Origin of the sequence: Bariatricus sp. HCP28S3_A7 (assembly GCF_052066375.1) — a bacterium.
In the GTDB taxonomy this organism is placed as follows: domain Bacteria; phylum Bacillota; class Clostridia; order Lachnospirales; family Lachnospiraceae; genus Allocoprococcus.
The window spans coordinates 20,238-41,515 of the sequence record NZ_JBQHSG010000009.1 but is presented as its reverse complement, the minus strand read 5'-3'; the positions used below and the strand labels follow the sequence as shown (position 1 = coordinate 41,515).

General features: G+C 42.7%; 20 protein-coding genes and 1 tRNA gene. 18 read left to right on the top strand and 3 right to left on the bottom strand.

Translation table 11 applies throughout. The features are described 5' to 3' along the window. Window positions 1–52 precede the first annotated feature (52 nt). The 4 genes from ACTNA4_RS08055 (at window position 53) to ltrA (ending at window position 5,946) form a co-directional block, all read left to right on the top strand. Window positions 53–1,648, top strand: a complete 1,596-nt coding sequence (locus ACTNA4_RS08055) for a xylulokinase (RefSeq protein ID WP_427806722.1) — start codon at window positions 53–55, stop codon at window positions 1,646–1,648. Window positions 1,649–1,674: 26 nt separating this feature from the next. Continuing rightward, window positions 1,675–2,361: an L-ribulose-5-phosphate 4-epimerase gene (locus ACTNA4_RS08050; protein WP_427806723.1), complete on the top strand. Its 687-nt coding sequence runs from the start codon at window positions 1,675–1,677 to the stop codon at window positions 2,359–2,361. Window positions 2,362–2,437: 76 nt separating this feature from the next. Then, window positions 2,438–3,937 (top strand): L-arabinose isomerase, encoded by a 1,500-nt coding sequence (araA, locus tag ACTNA4_RS08045; RefSeq protein ID WP_427806724.1) that lies wholly within the window; start codon window positions 2,438–2,440, stop codon window positions 3,935–3,937. Window positions 3,938–4,569: 632 nt separating this feature from the next. Then, window positions 4,570–5,946: a group II intron reverse transcriptase/maturase gene (ltrA, locus tag ACTNA4_RS08040; protein ID WP_441029554.1), complete on the top strand. Its 1,377-nt coding sequence runs from the start codon at window positions 4,570–4,572 to the stop codon at window positions 5,944–5,946. A gap of 87 nt (window positions 5,947–6,033) precedes the next feature. On the opposite strand, the gene ACTNA4_RS08035 is transcribed toward ltrA, so the two are convergent. Continuing rightward, a complete protein-coding gene (locus ACTNA4_RS08035; RefSeq protein WP_427807835.1) occupies window positions 6,034–7,089 on the bottom strand; it encodes a cell wall hydrolase in 1,056 nt (351 codons plus the stop codon). 142 nt (window positions 7,090–7,231) lie between these two features. Here ACTNA4_RS08035 and ACTNA4_RS08030 point away from each other — a divergent pair, with 142 nt between their 5' ends. The 5 genes from ACTNA4_RS08030 (at window position 7,232) to ACTNA4_RS08010 (ending at window position 11,327) form a co-directional block, all read left to right on the top strand. Next, complete coding sequence (locus ACTNA4_RS08030; RefSeq protein WP_427807833.1) at window positions 7,232–8,101, top strand: Cof-type HAD-IIB family hydrolase; 870 nt, start codon at window positions 7,232–7,234, stop codon at window positions 8,099–8,101. Between the two features lie 27 nt (window positions 8,102–8,128). Next, the gene (locus ACTNA4_RS08025; protein WP_427807831.1) at window positions 8,129–8,947 is read left to right on the top strand and encodes an undecaprenyl-diphosphate phosphatase; all 819 of its coding nucleotides are present in this window, start codon (window positions 8,129–8,131) and stop codon (window positions 8,945–8,947) included. A gap of 153 nt (window positions 8,948–9,100) precedes the next feature. Then, window positions 9,101–9,874, top strand: coding sequence for a basic amino acid ABC transporter substrate-binding protein (locus ACTNA4_RS08020; RefSeq protein WP_427807829.1), 774 nt, complete (start codon window positions 9,101–9,103; stop codon window positions 9,872–9,874). 24 nt (window positions 9,875–9,898) lie between these two features. Beyond that, window positions 9,899–10,594: an amino acid ABC transporter permease gene (locus ACTNA4_RS08015; protein WP_427807827.1), complete on the top strand. Its 696-nt coding sequence runs from the start codon at window positions 9,899–9,901 to the stop codon at window positions 10,592–10,594. Further along, on the top strand, window positions 10,584–11,327 hold the full coding sequence (locus tag ACTNA4_RS08010; protein WP_427807825.1) for an amino acid ABC transporter ATP-binding protein: 744 nt from the start codon (window positions 10,584–10,586) through the stop codon (window positions 11,325–11,327). Before ACTNA4_RS08015 ends, ACTNA4_RS08010 begins: the two co-directional genes overlap by 11 nt. Window positions 11,328–11,422: 95 nt before the next feature. On the opposite strand, the gene thiC is transcribed toward ACTNA4_RS08010, so the two are convergent. Continuing rightward, window positions 11,423–12,733, bottom strand: a complete 1,311-nt coding sequence (gene thiC, locus ACTNA4_RS08005; protein WP_427807823.1) for a phosphomethylpyrimidine synthase ThiC — start codon at window positions 12,731–12,733, stop codon at window positions 11,423–11,425. A 394-nt stretch (window positions 12,734–13,127) separates the two neighbouring features. Between thiC and ACTNA4_RS08000 the strand changes: the two genes are divergently transcribed. Then, window positions 13,128–13,907, top strand: a complete 780-nt coding sequence (locus ACTNA4_RS08000; RefSeq protein ID WP_427818810.1) for an N-acetylmuramoyl-L-alanine amidase — start codon at window positions 13,128–13,130, stop codon at window positions 13,905–13,907. Between the two features lie 70 nt (window positions 13,908–13,977). Next, window positions 13,978–14,643 carry a sigma-70 domain-containing protein gene (locus ACTNA4_RS07995; RefSeq protein ID WP_427807819.1) on the top strand — a complete coding sequence of 222 codons (666 nt, stop codon included), beginning with the start codon at window positions 13,978–13,980 and terminating at the stop codon, window positions 14,641–14,643. Between the two features lie 51 nt (window positions 14,644–14,694). On the opposite strand, the gene ACTNA4_RS07990 is transcribed toward ACTNA4_RS07995, so the two are convergent. Beyond that, window positions 14,695–15,963 (bottom strand): HlyC/CorC family transporter, encoded by a 1,269-nt coding sequence (locus tag ACTNA4_RS07990; RefSeq protein WP_427807817.1) that lies wholly within the window; start codon window positions 15,961–15,963, stop codon window positions 14,695–14,697. A 142-nt stretch (window positions 15,964–16,105) separates the two neighbouring features. Here ACTNA4_RS07990 and murB point away from each other — a divergent pair, with 142 nt between their 5' ends. From murB to fba, 7 genes are all read left to right on the top strand, one after another. Then, a complete protein-coding gene (gene murB / locus ACTNA4_RS07985) occupies window positions 16,106–17,017 on the top strand; it encodes a UDP-N-acetylmuramate dehydrogenase (RefSeq protein ID WP_427807843.1) in 912 nt (303 codons plus the stop codon). A 1-nt stretch (window position 17,018) separates the two neighbouring features. Then, window positions 17,019–17,900, top strand: coding sequence for an RNase adapter RapZ (gene rapZ / locus ACTNA4_RS07980; protein ID WP_427818811.1), 882 nt, complete (start codon window positions 17,019–17,021; stop codon window positions 17,898–17,900). An 8-nt stretch (window positions 17,901–17,908) separates the two neighbouring features. After that, window positions 17,909–18,868 carry a DNA-binding protein WhiA gene (gene whiA, locus ACTNA4_RS07975; RefSeq protein WP_427818812.1) on the top strand — a complete coding sequence of 320 codons (960 nt, stop codon included), beginning with the start codon at window positions 17,909–17,911 and terminating at the stop codon, window positions 18,866–18,868. After that, window positions 18,865–19,128: an HPr family phosphocarrier protein gene (locus ACTNA4_RS07970; protein WP_427807811.1), complete on the top strand. Its 264-nt coding sequence runs from the start codon at window positions 18,865–18,867 to the stop codon at window positions 19,126–19,128. The genes whiA and ACTNA4_RS07970 overlap by 4 nt, the downstream gene beginning before the upstream one ends. Before the next feature lie 123 nt (window positions 19,129–19,251). Beyond that, on the top strand, window positions 19,252–20,187 hold the full coding sequence (locus ACTNA4_RS07965; protein WP_427807809.1) for a diacylglycerol/lipid kinase family protein: 936 nt from the start codon (window positions 19,252–19,254) through the stop codon (window positions 20,185–20,187). A 114-nt stretch (window positions 20,188–20,301) separates the two neighbouring features. Then, window positions 20,302–20,373 (top strand) — tRNA-Glu (locus tag ACTNA4_RS07960). A 38-nt stretch (window positions 20,374–20,411) separates the two neighbouring features. Next, entirely contained in the window at window positions 20,412–21,278 is an 867-nt protein-coding gene (gene fba / locus ACTNA4_RS07955; RefSeq protein ID WP_427807807.1) for a class II fructose-1,6-bisphosphate aldolase, read from the top strand.

The following is a 21,278-nucleotide window of genomic DNA, read 5'->3' as shown; positions in this document are numbered from 1 at the left end:
GAGAAGACGCAGGTCTTTCAAATAAAAAAAGAAAGGGAAAGGTGTTAACGCTATGAGTGATGTAAAGAATGCCATTTTAAATGGGAAAACCTCATTGGGAATTGAATTTGGTTCGACCCGTATTAAGGCAGTTCTGGTGGGGGAGGATAATGCACCGATTGCTTCCGGAAGCCATGAATGGGAAAACAGATATGTGGATGGAGTCTGGACCTACACGCTGGAGGATATATGGACCGGACTGCAGGATTGTTACAAGAATCTGACAGAGGATGTAAAGAAACAGTATGGAGTTGCTTTGGAGACTGTTGGCGCTATTGGATTCAGTGCAATGATGCATGGATATATGGCATTTGACAAGGACGGTGAACTTCTTGTTCCGTTCCGTACCTGGAGAAATACAATTACCGGTCCGGCTTCAGAAGAGTTGACGAAGTTATTTGATTTCCATATTCCGCAGAGATGGAGTATCGCTCATTTGTATCAGGCAATATTAAATGGTGAAGAACACGTAAAGGATGTAACATTCTTTACAACACTTGCCGGGTATATTCACTGGCAGCTTACAGGCGAGAAGGTACTCGGAGTTGGAGAAGCTTCCGGTATGTTCCCGATTGATATCGCTACCAGAAACTGGAATGAGAGAATGGTTGCATCGTTCGATGAGTTGGTTGCACCAAAAGGCTATCCGTGGAAATTGGAAGAAATTTTACCTAAGGTACTTCTTGCCGGTGAAAAAGCAGGTGCTCTTACCGAAAAAGGTGCGAAACTTCTGGATCCTACCGGAACACTGAAAGCCGGAATTCCGGTATGCCCGCCGGAAGGCGATGCGGGAACCGGTATGGTTGCTACAAACAGCGTGAAGGTACGCACAGGAAATGTTTCTGCCGGTACCAGTGTATTCGGAATGGTAGTTCTGGAGAAAGAACTTCAAAAAGTCCACGATGAAATTGATCTGGTGACGACTCCGGCAGGTGATCTTGTGGCAATGGTTCATTGCAACAACTGTACGTCTGACCTGAATGCATGGGTAGGAATTTTCAAGGAATTTGCTGAAGCATTTGGAATGGAAGTGGATATGAATAAACTGTTTGGTACACTTTATAACAAGGCTTTGGAAGGTGATGCTGATTGTGGCGGACTTCTGGCATACAATTATTTCTCAGGCGAGCACATTACAGGATTTGAAGAGGGACGCCCGTTATTCGTGCGTACACCGGACAGCAAGTTTAATCTGGCAAATTTCATGAGAGTAAATCTGTTTGCTTCTCTTGGAGTCCTGAAAACAGGAATGGATATTCTCCTGAAAGAAGAGGGAGTGAAGCTGGATGAAATCCTCGGCCACGGCGGACTTTTCAAGACAAAAGGCGTAGGACAGGGAATCCTTGCGGCAGCTCTTAATACGCCTGTTTCTGTTATGGAAACTGCAGGAGAAGGCGGTGCCTGGGGAATTGCTCTTCTGGCTTCTTACATGCTCAATAAGGAAGAAGGAGAAGCTCTGGATGCTTATCTTGCCAATAAAGTATTTGCTGGTCAGGCAGGAAGCAGAATGGAACCGAATCCAAAGGATGTAGAAGGCTTTGATGTATTCAGCAAGAGATACCTTGAAGGGCTTCCAATTGAAAGAGCAGCCGTTGACTCTCTGAAATAATATATTTTAAATGAGGAGGCGTAAAAGTGTTAGAACAACTGAAAAAAGAAGTATATGAGGCCAATATGTTACTGCCAAAATACGGTCTTGTAACATTTACATGGGGTAATGTAAGTGGAATAGACCGTGAAAGCGGGCTGTTCGTAATTAAGCCAAGTGGTGTGGAGTATGATAAACTGACCCCGGAAGATATGGTAGTCATGGATCTGGAAGGTAATAAAGTAGAAGGTCATTACAATCCTTCTTCTGATACAGCAACTCATCTGGAGCTTTATAAAGCGTTCCCGGATATGGGAGGAATTGTTCATACACATTCACCTTGGGCGACAAGCTGGGCTCAGGCAGGAAGAGGAATTCCTTGCTATGGAACGACTCATGCAGATTATATGTATGGAGAAATCCCGTGTGTTCGTAATCTGACCAAAGAAGAAATCGATGAAGCCTACGAAAAAAATACAGGCCTTCTAATCGTAGAACATTTTAAAGGAACAGAATACATGGCAATGCCGGCAGTACTCTGCAAAAACCATGGACCATTTTCGTGGGGGAAAGATGCACACGAAGCCGTACATAATGCGGTAGTATTGGAAGAAGTAGCAAAAATGGCAGCACGCTGTGAGATGATCAATCCGGATGTGAAACCGGCACCGCAGGAACTGCAAGACAAGCACTACTACAGAAAGCATGGTGCAAATGCCTACTACGGACAATAAACAAATAACAAATTTATGAACACGTGCCAAGCGTGTCGGAACTTTCTGAAAAATGAACAAAAAGGAGATTAATATTATGTTAGCATGCAAAGATTACAAATTTTGGTTTTGTACAGGTTCTCAGGATTTATATGGAGATGAATGCCTTGCACATGTAGCTGAGCATTCAAAAATTATTGTAAAGGCTTTAAATGATTCCGGAATTCTTCCATATGAAATCATCTGGAAACCAACCTTAATCACAAATGAAGTGATCAGAAAGACATTTAATGAAGCAAATACAGATGAAAATTGTGCGGGCGTTATTACATGGTGCCATACTTTCTCGCCGGCAAAATCATGGATTTTAGGTCTGAAAGAGCTCAGAAAACCGTTGCTTCATCTTCATACACAGTTCAATCGTGAAATCCCATATGATACGATTGATATGGATTTCATGAATGAGAACCAGGCTGCCCATGGAGACCGTGAATTCGGACATATTTTCACACGTCTGAACAAGAGCCGTAAAGTAATTATGGGATACTGGGAAGATAAGGATACACAGGAAAGAATCGCATCCTGGATGAGAACTGCAATTGGTGTTATTGAAAGCAGTCATGTTCGTGTAATGCGTATTGCAGATAACATGAGAAATGTAGCTGTAACAGAAGGTGATAAAGTAGAAGCGCAGATTAAGTTCGGTTGGGAAATTGATGCTTATCCGGTAAATGAAATTGCCGATGCCGTAAAAGATGTTGCACAGGGCGATATCGATGCATTGGTTGAAGAATACTATGATAAATATGAGATCCTTCTGGAAGGAAGAGATGAAGCTGAGTTCAGAAAACATGTAGCAGTACAGGCTCAGATTGAAGTGGGATTTGAGAAATTCCTGGAAGAGAAAAACTATCAGGCAATCGTTACACATTTTGGTGATCTGGGGGCTCTTCAGCAGTTACCGGGACTTGCAATTCAGAGATTGATGGAAAAAGGTTATGGATTTGGAGCGGAAGGTGACTGGAAGACCGCCGCTATGGTTCGTATCATGAAGATCATGACTCAGGGAATGAAGAACGCAAAAGGAACTTCTTTCATGGAAGATTATACCTACAATCTAGTTCCGGGAAAAGAAGGTATTCTGCAGGCTCACATGCTTGAGGTTTGCCCGACAATTGCAGATGGCCCGATCAGCATCAAATGTCAGCCGCTTTCTATGGGCAATAGAGAGGATCCGGCACGTCTTGTATTTACTTCAAAGACTGGTCCGGCTGTTGCAACATCACTCATTGACCTTGGCGACAGATTCCGCTTGATCATCAATGACGTAGAGTGCAAGAAAGTTGAAAAACCGATGCCGAAGCTTCCGGTTGCAACTGCATTCTGGACACCGCAGCCGAATCTGAAGACAGGTGCTGAAGCATGGATTCTTGCAGGTGGAGCACATCATACTGCATTCTCTTATGACCTGACTGCTGAGCAGATGGGAGACTGGGCAGAAGCAATGGGTATCGAGGCTGTTTACATTGATAAGGATACAACGATCAGAAACTTCAAGAATGAATTAATGTGGAATGAAGCTGCATTTAGAAAATAAGACGAAGATTTTGAAAGACGGATTATAAGTTGAAAATATCCAAAGAAAAAAGGAGTGGCATGATGCCACTCCTTTTTAAGTTTGCGCGCCATGGGCGCGCTCTAACGGGTGAAAGTCGTGTGTTCTGCAAGCTGTTATCAGCTTGCCAGTGAAAGCCTGGTCAAGGTAATCGCCAGTGAGCCTTGTAGCGAACCTCCAATGCCTTTGGGTGACCGATTGTGTTGAAGCGAGGTATGCCTGTGAGAAACAGGTGCAAAATAGCAGTCCGTAACATAAAGTGAATCCTGTAGCATCGTTACGTTAGCCCTGTAAGGGACAAGAGGGAGTCGAGTCACTGACTTTCTGACGAAGACCATGGAAGATGTGGAGATACTGGAGTACAGCATTGAAGAACCCTTCGGTGTAGAGGGAGCGGAATGTTATGAAAGTTGATAACGGAACAGAAGAGATCTCATACCATCATATAACCACAAGTATGTAACTGAGGATATAAGCACGCATGCGAAATTTCTCGGGAAGTGGTATGAGAAGTCGGAGGAGCCCATAGTATCTATGAACTATTGGTAAGAAAAACAATGGGAGAAAAGGGGCTCTGCTTTAATCAAGATTAACGGGAAGGTAAGGGATAGTGCATGCCAAATATTGGACAACAACACTCAATAGAAAAATCACGACAACTTCAACGTAATCTATACCTGGCAGCCAAAAAGGATAAGCAACGCAGATTTCATGCGTTGTATGACCGTATCTTTCGCCTGGATATTTTGTGGCGGGCATGGAAAGAAGTGCGAGAAAACAAGGGGAGCGCTGGGATTGACGGCATTACCTTTGAAATGATTGAGGAATACGGAGTAGAAGAATACTTGTTGGATATTCAAGAGGATTTGAAGAATAAGAAATACAGACCCAAGCCGGTAAAGAGAGTATACATTCCAAAACCGGATGGGAAGCAAAGACCATTGGGAATACCGACTATTAGAGACAGGATTGTGCAACAAGCCTGTAAGATAGTGATAGAACCTGTCTTTGAAGCAAACTTTCTAGATAGTTCTTATGGATTTCGCCCTAAAAGAGATGCAAAACAGGCTACAGAAAAAGTGAAAAAAGAATTGTATAAAAACTGGTATGTAGTAGACGCAGACATACAGGGATACTTCGAAAACATCAATCATGAAATACTACTGGGATTAATAAATCGTCGCATCAGTGATAGAAGGGTCATTAAGTTATGCAGACAGTGGTTACAAGCAGGAGTCATTGAAAATGGGAAATATTATCCAACGGAAAAAGGCTCACCGCAAGGAGGAGTCATTAGTCCGTTGTTAGCAAATATCTATCTTCATGTATTGGACTCCTACTGGGGAAAGCATAAGGAACTGGGCGTCATAGTCAGATATGCAGATGACTGTATCATCATGGTTGGAAGTGAAATGTCTGCAAATCGAGTAATGAGAAATATATCTCGTTTTATTGAAGAGAAACTAGGACTTAAAGTCAACGTGACAAAGAGCAAAGTAGACAGACCAAGTGGATTGAAATATCTCGGTTTTGGATTTTACTTTGATTCAAGAGCACACCAATACAAGGCAAAGCCACATGCAAAATCAGTTGAAAAGTTCAAGAAAAGGATGAAAATACTCACGCGTCGTAGTTGGGGCGTTAGCAACAGCTACAAAGTGGAGAAACTCAACCAACTCATCAGAGGGTGGATTAACTATTTCAAGATAGGAAGTATGAAAACACTCTGCAAAGAACTCGACGCAAACATTAGATTTCGATTGCGCAAGTGTATATGGAAGCATTGGAAGAACCCGCAAACAAGAGAACGTAACTTGATGAAGTTAGGAATAGATAAGAAAACAGCTCACAAAGCGGCTAACTGTAGCCGAGCATATGCACATGTATGCAGTTGTGGAGCAGTTAATATCGCTATAACAAACAAGAGACTAACCTCATTTGGATTAGTCTCCATGTTAGATTACTACACCGAAAGGTGTGTTACTTGTTAAATTGATTGAACCGCCGTGTACCGAACGGTACGCACGGTGGTGTGAGAGGTCGAGATTTCTCATTTAGAGAAATCTCTCCTACTCAATTTAAAAGAATACGTTTCCTCCTACAAGTACTCCGGCATGTCCACTCCAGGAAGCACGGAAGGAATAGCAGTCTTTAACAGCGGCGAGCCGCGCACCTCCAAGCGCATCCTGAGCAACCTGATAGCAGAGTGAAGCGGGACCTTTATTCAGTACCCGGTTCAGAGAGCCGTTCCAGGTAGGTGAGAACTGCCCCTTCTGGTAGATTACGCCGTAAAGTGTGTTGGGATAGCGATTGCTCTCCACGCGATTCATGACTACTGTGGCAACTGCGAGCAAAGCATCATAATCAGAGGATCCTGCCTCGCATTGAAGAAGAGCGGCAAATAAAACCAGATCATTTGTTTCGGCAGTGGTTGGCGGAACAATGATATTTCCGCTGCTGCCGGATGAATGCTGCTGTGACTGCTCTTTTTCTTTTAATGCGTCTTCCGCCGCAGCACGGGCTTCTTTGGCTTTTGCAAGTGCATCCGAGGAAGAGGCAAGTTCGCTGGACGTTGCTGAAATTGCAGAGTTTAATGCTTCTTTCTGATCATCCAGCTGGGTTTTCATCTTCTGGAGTTTTTCTTGTTCTTCTTTCAGTGAAACTTCTTTTGCTTTAACATTTTGATGTACTTCTTGTAATTCTTTAAGTTTTTCTCGGTCATATTCTGTGACATTTCGGACAAACTCTGTATTGTTTAAAAATTCCCCCATGCTTTGAGATGAGAATATAATTTCCAGAAGCGAAGTATTTCCAGCTTCATACATATATTTGATTCTCTTCTTCATTGCATCATACTGCATCTCTTCATTTACGCGGGCTGCGGCAAGATCGAGCTCCGCTTTCTTTACAGATGCATCTGTATCCTCAATTTTTGATGCGAGTTCTGAGATGTCCGAGCTTAAAGCATCCAGATCCTGATTTAAAGAGTTCAGCTTGTCTTCCAGATTAGAAGTCTGTTTTTCGAGACTCTCTACAGAATCTGTTGCGTAGATTACTGTATCGGCAGAGAATACAGTAATAGCGCAGGCAAGTGCAAGGCATGTCCTGGACAGCGCTTTTAACTTCTTTTTCATAACATATTTCCTTTCGTCAAAAATGAGTCTATAATATTATACTACAAATTGCTTTATTTAGCAAACTTTGTTATACTATGATATGAAAGTAAAAGAGCTGATATACAGGAAATTTTGAAAAATCGAGGAAAATGGAATAAAAATGAGTAAAATTAAAATGGTAGGTCTGGATTTGGATGGAACATTGCTGAATGACAGAAAAGAATTGACGGCGTATGCAAGGGATGTAATCTGCCGTGCTCTGGATGCGGGTGTAACTGTGCTTGTTGCAACGGGGAGACCGATTACAGGAATTCCAAAAGAATTGAAAGAGATACCGGGCATGCGTTATGCAGTGACTGCTAACGGAGGAAGAATTCTTGATATGCAGTATCAAAAGATACTTTATGAGAATCTTGTGCCATATGAAGATGCGATTCGGGTAGTGAAGATATTTGAAGAATATGACACAATGCGAGAGATTTATTTTGACGGGCAGGGATATGTGCAGGCGGATGAACTTGCAAAAATTGACCGGTATATCCTATCAAAACCGATGGCCGATTATATACGAAATACCCGTATCGTTGTTCCGAATCTTTGGGAGAAGATCATAGAAATGGATGGTCATGGCATGGATAAAGTGCACGCTTTATTTGCGAATACAGAGGAACAGAAGGCCGCGGCAAAGCGGATTGAAGATTGTGCTGATTCTCTTTCTATCAGCAGTTCTTTGGGAAGGAATCTGGAAATCAATGCGAAAGGAGTTAATAAGGGTGCAGGACTGCTTCGACTGGGAGAACTATTGAAAATTAAGGCGGAAGAAATAATGGCATGTGGCGACGGCAGCAATGATCTCGAAATGATTCGTATGGCGGGAGTAGGAGTTGCCATGGAAAACGGAACAAATGAGGTAAAGAATGCTGCTGACTACATTACGGAATCGAATGAAGAAGACGGAGCGGCAAAAGCGATTGAAAAAATCGTCCTGGAGCAGGTAATACCGAAGGATGTTTTTCATAGAATAAAATAAATACTGTGAGAGAAAAGAGGAAAAAAGATGTTGAATATTTTAATTGCAATTATTTTGGGTATTGTTGAAGGAATTACGGAGTGGCTTCCGATCAGCAGTACCGGACATATGATTCTTGTAGAGCAATTTCTTCATATGTCTGTATCTGATGAGTTTATGGAGATGTTCCGGGTGGTAATTCAGCTCGGAGCTATCATGGCGGTTGTGGTGTTATATTTCCATAAACTGAATCCGTTTTCGAAACGGAAGACGGCCAAACAAAGGCAGAATACACTGAATCTTTGGTCTAAGATTATTGTTTCTTGTATTCCTGCAGCTATTATCGGTTTCCTGTTTGATGATGTCCTGGATAAGTATTTGTATAATTATGTAGTCGTTTCGATTATGCTTATTGTTTATGGTATTGCGTTTATTGTGATTGAGAAGAGAAATGCACATGTGCGTCCGATTATTACGAAACTTTCGGAACTCCCATATACGGTAGCTCTTTACATAGGATTATTTCAGGTACTTGCGATGATTCCGGGTACTTCCCGTTCCGGTGCTACGATTCTGGGAGGACTTCTTCTTGGTACATCCAGGTATGTTGCAGCAGAATTTACATTTTATCTTGCGATTCCGGTCATGTTTGGGGCGAGTGCGCTTAAAATGATTAAGTTCGGACTGCATTACTCGGCAATGGAAGTGGCAATTCTTATCACGGGATGTCTGGTTGCGTTCTTTGTATCTGTTTTTGCTATCAAGTTTCTGATGTCTTATATCAAGAAGCATGATTTCAAAGTGTTCGGATATTACAGGATTGCACTCGGTGTGCTGGTGTTACTTTATTTTATTATCTGGGGCTAAGTGTGACGGATAAAAAACTATAATTCTGCATATTGAACAGAAAAAAGTGGTTGTTTATGCATATAAATGTATAAATAACCACTTTACTTTTAGAAAAAAAGTGATACAATAATACCAATGCGAAGTGTCTATGATAGAATGGAGGAAAAGATTATGAAAATGAAAAAATTAGTAAGTCTTGCGCTTGTCCTTACCTGCGCTTTGACGATGACAGCTTGTGGATCTAAAAAAGAAGAAAATAACGGAGAAACAAAAGAAGAGACCGAAACCCTGATTATGGCTACAAATGCTGAATTCCCACCGTATGAATATTATGAAGGTGATGATATTGTGGGAATCGATGCAGAATTTGCAGCAGCGATTGCCGAAAAACTCGGGATGGAACTGAAGATTGAAGATATGGCATTCGATTCTATTCTGTCTGCTGTACAGAGCGGTAAAGCAGATCTTGGTGTTGCAGGCATCACGGTAGATGATACGAGAAAGAAACAGGTAGATTTTACAGACACATATTATACCGGACGCCAGGTTATTATTGTTACGGAAGGAAGTACGATTGCTTCTCCGGATGACCTTGCAGGAGATAAGATCAAGATCGGTGTTCAGCAGGGGACAACCGGTGATATTTATGCAACAGATGATTATGGTGATGAACATATCGAGCGTTACAACAAAGGTATGGAAGCAGTACAGGCTCTGGCGCAGGGAAAAGTAGATGCTGTGATTATCGACGACCAGCCGGCAAAGACTTTCGCAGAACAGGTGGAAGGTTTGAAAATACTGGAAACAGAGTATGTGGAAGAAGATTATGCAATGGCAGTAAAAAAAGGAAACGATGAGCTCCTTGAAAAGGTAAATGCTGCGATTAAAGAATTAAAAGAAGACGGAACTTTTGATGAAATTATTTCAAAATATATCACAGATTAGTGGATAGACAGATTGGCGGGAACCATGATGGGTAGTTTACAAGAACGTTTTTATACGAATTTTATAGAAGACAGCAGATGGCATTATATCGCAGATGGACTGAAGGTTACATTAGTTGTAACCTTCTGTGCTGTAATAATCGGTGTGGTATTGGGATTCCTTCTTGCCATTGTACGTTCGACATATGATAAAACCGGACGCATGAAAATACTGAATGCTCTTTGCCAGGCATATATTACGGTGATTCGTGGCACGCCGGTAGTTGTGCAGCTTTTGATTATTTATTTTGTTATTTTTGGAAGCGCAAGAGATATAAGCAAAGAACTGGTTGCAATTCTTGCATTTGGAATGAACTCCAGTGCGTATGTGGCTGAGATCTTCCGTTCAGGAATCATGTCTGTCGATAACGGACAGTTTGAAGCCGGACGAAGCCTGGGATTTAATTACCGGCAGACAATGTTTTACATTATTATGCCGCAGGCATTTAAGAATGTACTACCGGCGCTCGGAAATGAATTTATTGTTCTGCTTAAGGAAACTTCGGTTTCCGGATATATCGCTCTTCAGGATCTGACGAAGGGCGGCGACATTATCAGAAGCCGTACATTCGATGCATTCATGCCGTTGATGGCAGTGGCGCTGATCTATCTGATTATGGTGATGATCTTCACGAAACTCGTGAGTCTGCTGGAGAGGAGGCTGAGAAACAGTGATCACTAATGGAGAAGTTTTAATCCGTGTTGAAGGTCTCCGCAAGAGCTTTGGCGATTTTTATGCACTAGATGGAATCAATGAAGAAATTAGAAAAGGTGAAGTGGTTGTGATCGTGGGGCCTTCGGGTTCGGGAAAATCTACATTTCTCCGTTCGTTGAATCTGCTTGAGGTCCCGACAGAAGGACACATTTATTTTGAAAATGTAGATATTACGGACAAGAATGTGGATCTGGACAAGCACCGTCAGAAGATGGGAATGGTATTTCAACATTTTAATCTTTTCCCACATAAAACGATTCTGGAAAATATTACACTTGCTCCGATCAAGCTTTTGAAAAAAAGCAAGGAGGAAGCAGAAACAAGAGCTATGGAGCTTTTGAAACTTGTTAATCTTGAAGAGAAAGCGAATTCTTATCCTTCCCAACTTTCAGGAGGGCAGAAACAGAGGATTGCAATTGTGCGTTCGCTGGCAATGGATCCGGATGTGATGCTGTTTGATGAACCGACTTCAGCTCTTGATCCTGAGATGGTAGGAGAGGTACTGGAACTTATGAAACAACTCGCCAGAGACGGCATGACTATGGTAGTCGTCACGCACGAGATGGGATTTGCGAAAGAAGTGGGAACGCGTGTTCTTTTTGTGGATGAAGGAAAAGTGAAAGAACAGGCTGAACCGGAAGAATTCTTTGAGCATCCGAAGGATGAACGTCTGAAAGAATTCCTGTCAAAAATCCTTTAGAATTCTGAAAATATATTTCATATGAGCGTTTTTTACTGCTGTCGGGAGGATTGTAGTGGTTCAGACAATCCTCCCGACAGTGATATCTCTGTGTATTACTCGTCGAAAATGCTTACAATCTCACCGTCAAGGATACGATTGGTATTCTTGACAGCACAGAAATTACCGCACATACTGCAGGTGTCTTCTTTTTCCGGTTTTGCCTCGGCACGGTAACGGCGGGCTTTTTCCGGATCCATGCTCAGTTCGAACATAGCTTCCCAGTCAAGGCGCTTTCTTGCTTCACTCATCTTGTAATCCCAATCAGCAGCTCCTGGAACTCCTTTGGCAATATCAGCAGCGTGGGCCGCTATTTTTGCTGCGATGATTCCTTCTTTTACATCGGCTGCGTTCGGAAGACGAAGATGTTCTGCAGGTGTTACGTAGCAGAGGAACGCAGCGCCGGCTGCAGCGGCGATTGCGCCTCCGATCGCAGAGGTTATATGATCATATCCCGGAGCAACGTCTGTTACAAGAGGTCCGAGCACGTAGAACGGAGCACCATGGCACAGTGTTTTCTGGATTTCCATATTTGCTGCAATCTGGTTCATCGGCATATGGCCAGGGCCTTCGATCATTACTTGAACGTCTTTCTCCCATGCACGTTTTGTCAGTTCTCCAAGCGTGATCAATTCTTCAATCTGTGCAGTGTCTGTAGCATCTGCAATACAGCCGGGACGGCATGCATCACCGAGACTCATAGTAATGTCATATTTCTGACAGATATCGAGAATTTCATCATAATGCTCATAGAACGGATTTTCCTTTCCGGTCATTTCCATCCAGGCGAACATGATAGATCCACCGCGGGAAACGATATTCATAAGACGTTTGTTCTGCTTAAAGCGGGCAGCAGTAGCACGATTCATTCCGCAGTGAATGGTCATAAAGTCCACACCGTCTTCTGCGTGCATGCGCACGATGTCCAGCCATTCTTCAGAAGTGATCTGGCCGAGGGCTTTATGATAATAAACGACAGCGTCGTAAATCGGCACAGTTCCGATCATAGCCGGACAGGTTTCTGTCAATTTGCGGCGGAAAGTACGGGTATCGCCGTAGGAACTGAGATCCATGATTGCTTCGGCACCCATATCAACTGCAGAACGGACTTTCTCATATTCCATATCCACATCTTTCCAGTCGCGGGATACGCCCAGATTTACATTGATCTTGGTGGTCAGCTTGGCTCCGACACCGCTCGGACTTAAGCTGGTATGTTTTTTATTGCATGGAATGATTACCTCTCCTTTTGCAATCAGTTTTCTTAAATCCTCCACATCCATATGCTCTTTCTGAGCAACAATTTCCATTTGTGGGGTAATGATGCCTTTTCGTGCGGCATTCATCTGTGTTGTGTAATTTGACATCTCGTTTTCCTCCTTGTTTTCAAATATGAAAATGGCGCCGGAGGTATCCGGCTTTGGTTACCTGAATAGGAAAACTCCTATTCACCGCGGCAGAAGGTGGTGCCCCCAATCGGTCGCGGTGGGTGCCTTATGGAATAAAGCTATTATAGAACAAAAAAACTGCGGTACACCAACCGGTATCGCAGTATAAAAGCAATTTGTTCCCTACGTTGGCATTATCCAAATCAGGTTATGGGTTAAAGCAATACAGCTTACTCTCAGCCTGCTTCTGCAAGCACCCCGTGTTTACTTGTCTATTGTAGCACTCTGATGGAGTGTAGTCAAGAGAAGGGGCGAACGAGGGATGGCATTTTGCATATATTAATAAGGAAAAGATTTCTTGTGAGGAAAAGAAATGCCGTATTCAATTATGCTGGATGCAGGACACGGTGGGGAAGAGCCGGGAGCAGTCTATATGGGACGACAGGAGAAAGATGATACTTTGAACCTTGTACTTGCTATTGGTGAGATTTTACAAAATAACGGAATTGATGTAGAATATACGAGAACAACGGATGTTTATGAGAGCCCATATCAGAAAGCGATGGAGGCAAATGAGGCAGGAGTGGATTTCTTCATATCAATACACCGAAATTCCAGTCCAATTCCGAACCAGTACATGGGAGTGGAGAGCCTTGTATATGATCTTTCCGGCATCAAATATGAGATGGCAAAAAATATCAATGCCCAACTGGAAACGGTAGGATTTGTTAATCTTGGAGTGCAGGCACGTCCTAATCTGGTGGTTCTTCGGAGAACGCAAATGCCGGCGGTTCTGGTGGAGGTCGGATTTATGAATTCAGATACGGACAACAAACTGTTTGACGAAAATTTTAATGATATTGCATCGGCGATTGCAGATGGGATCATGGATACATTGAATGTAGGAACGACCGGACAGACACAGCCGGATACAGAGCTGCGGGTACAGGTAGGGGCTTTTCGAAACAGTGTTTACGCAGAGAGATTGCTTAGGGAGTTGACAGAACAGGACTTCCCGGCATATATTGATGATAAGGGACAATTTGACAGGGTACAGGTGGGAAGATATCGGACACTGGATGAGGCGGCGACTATGGAGCGGCGACTGAAAATGGCGGGGTATCCTACGGTTATCGTGAGTATCCCGTTATAGAGTATGAAGCGTCTTAGAAGATCGATATACAAAGAAAAAGGATAAAATGTTAAAGCTGGAGGAAATAAATATGGCGGAAAAGTTGCAATTTCGTGAGAAACTGACAGGAATTCTGAAGATATGCGAATCAAAAGAAAATGTGGTTTTGAAAGAGGAGGTGGAGGCATTTTTTCAGGAAGATAACCTTACACCGGAACAGATGGAACTGGTATTTGATTATCTGTTGTCTCAGAGAGTTATTGTAAAGGGATACGTGAAAGCCGGGGGCAGCGTGATCGCTGCGTCCGGAAAGGAAGGAAATTCGGTATTCAGCAGTGAAGAAGAACAGTATCTGGCAGTATATGAGAAGGAACTACAGGTGATGAAAGGGGACGAGCCGTTTGCTGCGTTGCTGCCGAGAATTGTAGAGATGGCAAAAGAAATGCATCGCCCGGAAGTGTTTATTGGTGATCTGATACAAGAAGGAAATATGGGGATGATGTTGGCGGCAAGCCAGACGGAAGAAGAAGAAACGATGCTCCTTATGGCGCGTGAAAGCATGCAGGCCCTTCTGGAATCACAGACGGAGATGAAGCTTCAGGATCGCAAAATGGTAGAAAAGGTCAATAATCTGGATGAGCAGATTAAAAAGCTGACGGAAGAAATGGGGAGAAAGATCAGTGTAGACGAGTTGGTGGAGCTGATGGGAGTAAGCGAAGAAGAAATTGAAGATATTCTGCGGCTTGCAGGTGAATAAAAGTATGAAAAAAAGGTCCGTCAGGACCTTTTTTCATACTATATGATAAAATTATACACTTTCTTTGGAAGATGGCAGATAGAGATGGACTTTCTCAATCCGGTTTTTGTCCAATTTTTCAACAACCATCCGGATTCCGTCTTCGGTAGTGACTTCGTCATTTTCTTCAGGAAGTCGGTCAAGACGTTCAATAATAAAACCGCCTACGGAATCATAATCTTCAGATTCAAGATGCAGATCCAGGCTGTCATTCAGATCATCCAGATTGGTAGAACCTTCCACAATATATTCAAGCTCGTTTATGGCGACAATATTTTCTTCTTCATTCTCGTCATATTCATCGTGAATCTCTCCAACGATTTCTTCCAGAATGTCTTCTAATGTAATCAAACCGGCTGTTTCACCATATTCATCAAGGACGATGGCAATGTTGAAAGAAGCCTGACGCATTTCCACGAGAAGCTCGGAAATGTTTTTATATTCATATGTGAAATATGCCTCGCGAAGAATATCCTGTATGTGAAATTCCTTTTTGTTGTTGTCGAAAAGGAGTAAATCCTTCATATTAATGGTGCCTACTACGTTGTCTTTCGACTCGGAATATACCGGAAGACGTGTAAATTTGTCTTCGCGGAATAAGTGGATTAATTCCTCGTAAGTGCTGTTGACATCTGCAAAAGTTACATTAACTCTGGGAACCATAACGTCTTTTGCTTTAGCGTCTCCCAGATCAAATACATTGTAAATCATTTCTTTTTCTTCTGATTCAATCACGCCGTCCTCATGGCTGACATCGACGATCGTGCGCAGTTCTGTCTCTGTCATTGCATCATTTTTAGCATTCGGATCAACTTTCAGCAAGTATAATACTCCGTTCGATAAAATGTTAATCAAGAAAATGACCGGTGTCATCACCTTAATGAAAACGCGGATGAACGGTGCATAGAGCAGAGAAAACTTTTCGGCGTGGATGGTAGCCATTGTCTTTGGAGTAATCTCACCGAAAATCAAAATAAATACGGTCAGAAGAGCACTTGCGAATGCGACGGCTGATCCGCCGAGGCTATATGCCAGGGTCGTGGTCAAAGAGGCGGCTCCCAGGTTGACAATATTATTGCCGATCAAAATTGCACTCAGCATTTTACTGGAATTCTCTGTTATCTCCAGTACGGTGACCGCGCGCTTGTTGCCTTCATCTGCCAGGGCGCGCATCCGTATTTTGTTTACAGTTGTAAGTGCTGTCTCTGCGGAAGAAAAGAATCCGGAAAGAATCAGCAGAATGAATAAGATTATTATTTGCGTGACGTCACTCGAGTCCACAGTGTAAATCAACTCCTTTATAAATTGGTATTTGTTATCCAATATAACGCATTTTCGGGCATTTTGCAAGAGCGCATTGAACTCAAGGAAAATTTAGTGTATGATTAATAGGATTGAAAACGAAGAGAAGCAGGAGATTGACATGAAAAGTAAATTTGAAAATGAACTGTTTACACTAATAGATAAAGAAAGAATTCTAAAAGACGAACCAATGAAGAATCATACGACATTTCGGATTGGAGGTCCGGCGGATTATTTTGTAAGACCGAACAATGCAGAAGAAATCGCATTGATAATCGGACTTTGCAGACGGGAGAAAACTCCTTATTATATAGTAGGAAATGGGAGTAATCTTCTTGTGGGTGACAAAGGATGTCGTGGAGTGGTGATCCAGATTTTCAAATCGATGAATCAGATCGAAGTGTCGGACAATATGATTGCTGCGGGAGCAGGAAGCTCGCTGGCTCAGATTGCATCTGCTGCACTGGGAGCCGGATTGACCGGGTTTGAATTTGCTGCCGGGATTCCGGGTACCTTGGGAGGAGCTGTTGTCATGAATGCCGGTGCTTACGGAGGAGAGATGAAAGATGTACTGGTTTCTGTGGATGTCTTGACGAAGGAAGGTAAAATTCTTACTTTGCAGGCTGAAGAGTTGAAGCTGGGATATCGTACCAGTATTGTCCCGACGGAGGGGTATATTGTGCTGTCAGCCAGAATCGCTTTAAGCGGTGGGAAAAAAGATGAAATCAGGGCAAAAATGGAAGAACTCCGGGAAAAAAGGGTCACAAAACAACCGCTGGAATATCCGAGCGCGGGAAGTACATTTAAAAGACCGGAAGGCTACTTCGCCGGTAAACTGATCCAGGATACCGGATTGAAAGGATTTTCGGTCGGGGGTGCTCAAGTGTCAGAAAAACATTGTGGCTTTGTGATTAATACGGGGAATGCAACGGCAGCGGATGTGCAAAGCCTGATTGGAGAGGTGATTGACCGAGTCAGGAAAACGACAAACGTGACATTGGAGCCGGAAGTAAAACAGATTGGAGAGTTTTAGGATGAGATTCGTGATTGTGACGGGGATGTCAGGAGCGGGAAAGAGTACCACATTAAAAATGATGGAAGACATGGGATATTTTTGCGTGGATAATATGCCAATTCCGTTGATGTCAAAACTTACGGAACTGTTTATGGTGCCAAATGGAGAGATTAATAAAGTTGCGCTTGGACTTGATATCCGAAGCGGACAGAATCTGGATGAACTGGAAAATATCCTGAATGAGATGGATCTCGCTCAAATCCCGTATGAGATCCTGTTTTTAGAGGCACGGGATGAAACATTGATCAAACGATACAAAGAGACGAGAAGAAATCATCCGCTGGCTGGCGCGGGACGAGTAGAAAAGGGAATTGCATTAGAACGGCAGAAAGTGGGATTCCTGAAAAAACGCGCAAACTATATTCTGGATACCAGCAGGCTCCTTACGAGAGAATTAAAGGCAGAACTAAGTAAAATATTTGTTGAAAACCGTGAATATAAGAACCTTTATATTACCGTTTTGTCATTCGGATTTAAATACGGAATCCCAAATGATGCGGATCTGGTTTTTGATGTCAGGTTTCTTCCGAATCCGTATTATATAGACGAGCTTCGCCCGCAGAGTGGGAATGACAAGCCTGTTCAGGAGTATGTGATGAATAATGAGCTTGCCAGAGAATTTTTGGAGAAGCTGGTAGATATGGTTCAATTTTTGATGCCGAATTATGCGGCTGAAGGGAAGCATCAGCTAGTGATAGCAATTGGATGTACAGGAGGGAAACACCGTTCTGTTACAATTGCAAATGCTTTGTATGACAGATTGACTGTAACGGAAGAAGATTATGGATTAAAGAAGGAACACCGAGATCTGGCTAAAGATGCTGTGGTGAAAGCAAAGTAGGAGGAAAAATGTCGTTTTCGGGAAATGTAAAAGAAGAGCTTTCGCATCATTTGGGTAGTGCCAGGCATTGCCGTATCGCCGAAACTGCTGCAATCATCAGTATTTGCGGCGGGGTTATGATTGACAGTAGAGGCCGGTATTCTTTAAAAATTCATACAGAAAATCTGTCAGTTGCAAGAAAGTGCTTTACTTTATTAACAAAAACATTTAATATAAGAACTGATATCGCAATACGCACGAACCGTATGAAGGGAAGTGTGTCATATTATATCGTTGTAAAAGAGCATGATGCAGCACTCAGAATATTACAGGCGACGAAGTTGATCGATCAGTACGGAGAGGTTGAAGAAGAACTTTCTGTGGTGCGGAATATTGTAATTCAGGAGACGTGCTGCAAGCGAGCTTTTATAAGAGGCGCTTTTCTGGCATCTGGTTCCATGAGCGACCCGGAAAAGTCGTATCACTTTGAAATCGTATGCGCTACGAGAGAGAAGGCAGAGCAGATACAGAAGATTATGAAGTGCTTCGAACTGGATGGCAAGATCGTACTGCGGAAGAAATCTTTTGTAGTATACTTAAAAGAAGGTTCACAGATTGCGGATGTGCTTAACGTCATGGAGGCACATGTGGCATTGATGGAATTTGAGAATGTGCGCATCCTGAAAGATATGAGGAATACGGTGAACCGTAAGGTAAACTGTGAGACTGCGAATATCAATAAAACGGTTTCCGCTGCTGTTAAGCAGATCGATGATATAAGATATATACAGGAAACAAAAGGACTGGATAAGCTGCCGGAAGGATTGAAGGATATGGCCCTTACAAGACTTACATATCCGGAGGCATCTTTGAAGGAACTGGGAAGTCTGCTGACCCCGCCTGTTGGTAAGTCAGGTGTGAATCACAGATTGAGAAAATTAAGTGAAATGGCAGAAGAGTTAAGGGCAAAGCAAGGAGGAGCATTATGATTAAAAAACCGATAACGATTCAATTGTCAGAAGGATTAGATGCCAGACCGATTGCGCTTCTTGTTCAGGAAGCAAGTCAGTATTCAAGCACAGTGTACATAGAAGTTGCTGACAAGCAGGTCAACGCAAAGAGCATTATGGGCATGATGAGTTTACGGTTGACCCCAGGTGAAGAGATTACTGTTGTAGCCAACGGGGCAGATGAAGAGGAAGCAGCGAAAGGAATCGAAACATTTCTTGTCAATGTAAAGAATAAATAAGTAATCTGGAAAAGGCATGGATAGCCATGCCTTTTTTTAAATGTTTGCCCAACGTCTGTAGAAATGATTCGGCGGACTGCCTTGGGGTGGAGAGGAAGGGGAAATGGATCAGGAGGTGTCTGTATGAAAAAAGCATTATTCATTTATAATCCGAATGCAGGAAAAGAACTTTTGAAGCCGAAACTGTCGGATATTCTTGACATTATCGTAAAAGCAGGATATGAGGTGGTGGTCTATCCGACTCAGAGCTATAAAGATGCGTACAGAAAGGTTGTATCCTTTACTGAAAAATATGACAGGGTTATTTGCAGCGGAGGAGACGGAACGTTAGATGAAGTTGTGACCGGAATGATGGAGAGAACAGAAAAAGTGCCGATTGGATACATTCCTACCGGAACTACAAATGATTTTGCTAATAGCCTTCATATTCCGAAAGATTTGCTTCAGGCTGCAGATACTGCAGTCAGCGGAGCGGAGTTCGGATGTGATATCGGAAAATTTAATGACGATGTATTTGTGTATATTGCAGCTTTCGGCCTGTTTACGGATGTTTCTTACCAGACAAAACAGGAGATGAAGAACATTCTGGGGCATCTTGCATATCTTCTTGAAGGAATGACAAGGCTTTTTGATATTCCATCTTATAAAATCAAAGTATCGCATGACGGAGAGGAATTTGAGGATGAATTTATTTTCGGAATGGTAACAAATTCGCGTTCAGTCGGTGGATTTCGCAATATGATCGGGAAAAACGTCATATTTGATGATGGGGAATTTGAAGTAACACTGATTAAAACACCGAAAAATCCGATAGCACTTCAGGAAATTATAGCAGCGCTTCTGATTAGCCAGATCGATACGAAATATATGTATTCTTTTCGAACCAAGGAAATCCATTTTGAGTCAGTGGAAGAGATTCCATGGACATTGGACGGTGAATTCGGAGGAGAGCATGATGAAGTGAATATTTATAATTGTCAGCGCGGTCTGACTATTGTCGTGCCTGCAAAAAGTGTAAAAGATCTGTCTTTAGAAGGAAGAAAGAAAAAGGAGAAATAGCCTGCGAAAACGGGGAGTTTCGCTATTGAAACAGTAAAAAAAGTAAAAAAATAAAAAAAACACTTGTATATTAGTGGAAAATGAGATACAATAAGCAAGTGAGGTAAATCACCTGGCCCCCTGGTCAAGCGGTCAAGACGCGACCCTCTCACGGTCGAATCAGGGGTTCGATTCCCCTGGGGGTCAGCCTTTTTTAATGCCATCAGAGAAGTGGAGGAATGAAAATGTTAGTATCAGCAAAAGAGATGCTTCAGAAAGCAAAAGCTGGACATTATGCAGTAGGACAGTTTAATATCAACAATCTTGAGTGGACAAAAGCAATTTTAACTGCAGCAGAGGAAACAAAATCACCGGTTATTCTTGGTGTGTCTGAAGGTGCTGGAAAGTACATGTGCGGATACAAGACAGTTGTTGGTATGGTGAATGGTATGCTGGAAGAAATGAATATTACGGTTCCGGTAGCACTTCATCTGGATCACGGCAGCTATGACGGATGTATGAAATGTATCGAAGCAGGTTTCTCATCAGTTATGTTTGACGGTTCTCATTATCCGATTGAAGAGAATGTCGCAAAGACAAAAGAACTGGTAGCAATTTGTGCTGAAAAGGGATTGTCTCTTGAAGCAGAAGTTGGAGCTATCGGTGGAGAAGAAGATGGCGTTGTTGGTATGGGCGAATGCGCAGACCCGAACGAGTGCAAGATGGTTGCTGACCTTGGAGTAGATTTCCTTGCGGCTGGTATTGGTAATATCCATGGAAAATATCCGGCTAACTGGCAGGGGCTCAGCTTCGAAACTTTGGATGCAATCCAGCAGCTTACCGGAGATCTCCCGTTAGTGCTTCATGGCGGAACAGGTATTCCGGATGATATGATTAAGAGAGCAATTGATCTTGGTGTGTCTAAGATTAATGTTAATACAGAATGTCAGCTCGTATTTGCAGAAGCTACTCGCAAATATATTGAAGCTGGTAAAGACCTGGAAGGAAAAGGATTTGATCCTCGTAAACTTTTGAAACCGGGTGCAGAAGCAATTGTTGCTAAAGTAAAAGAAAAAATGGAATTATTTGGCTCTGTGGGAAAAGCTGAATAA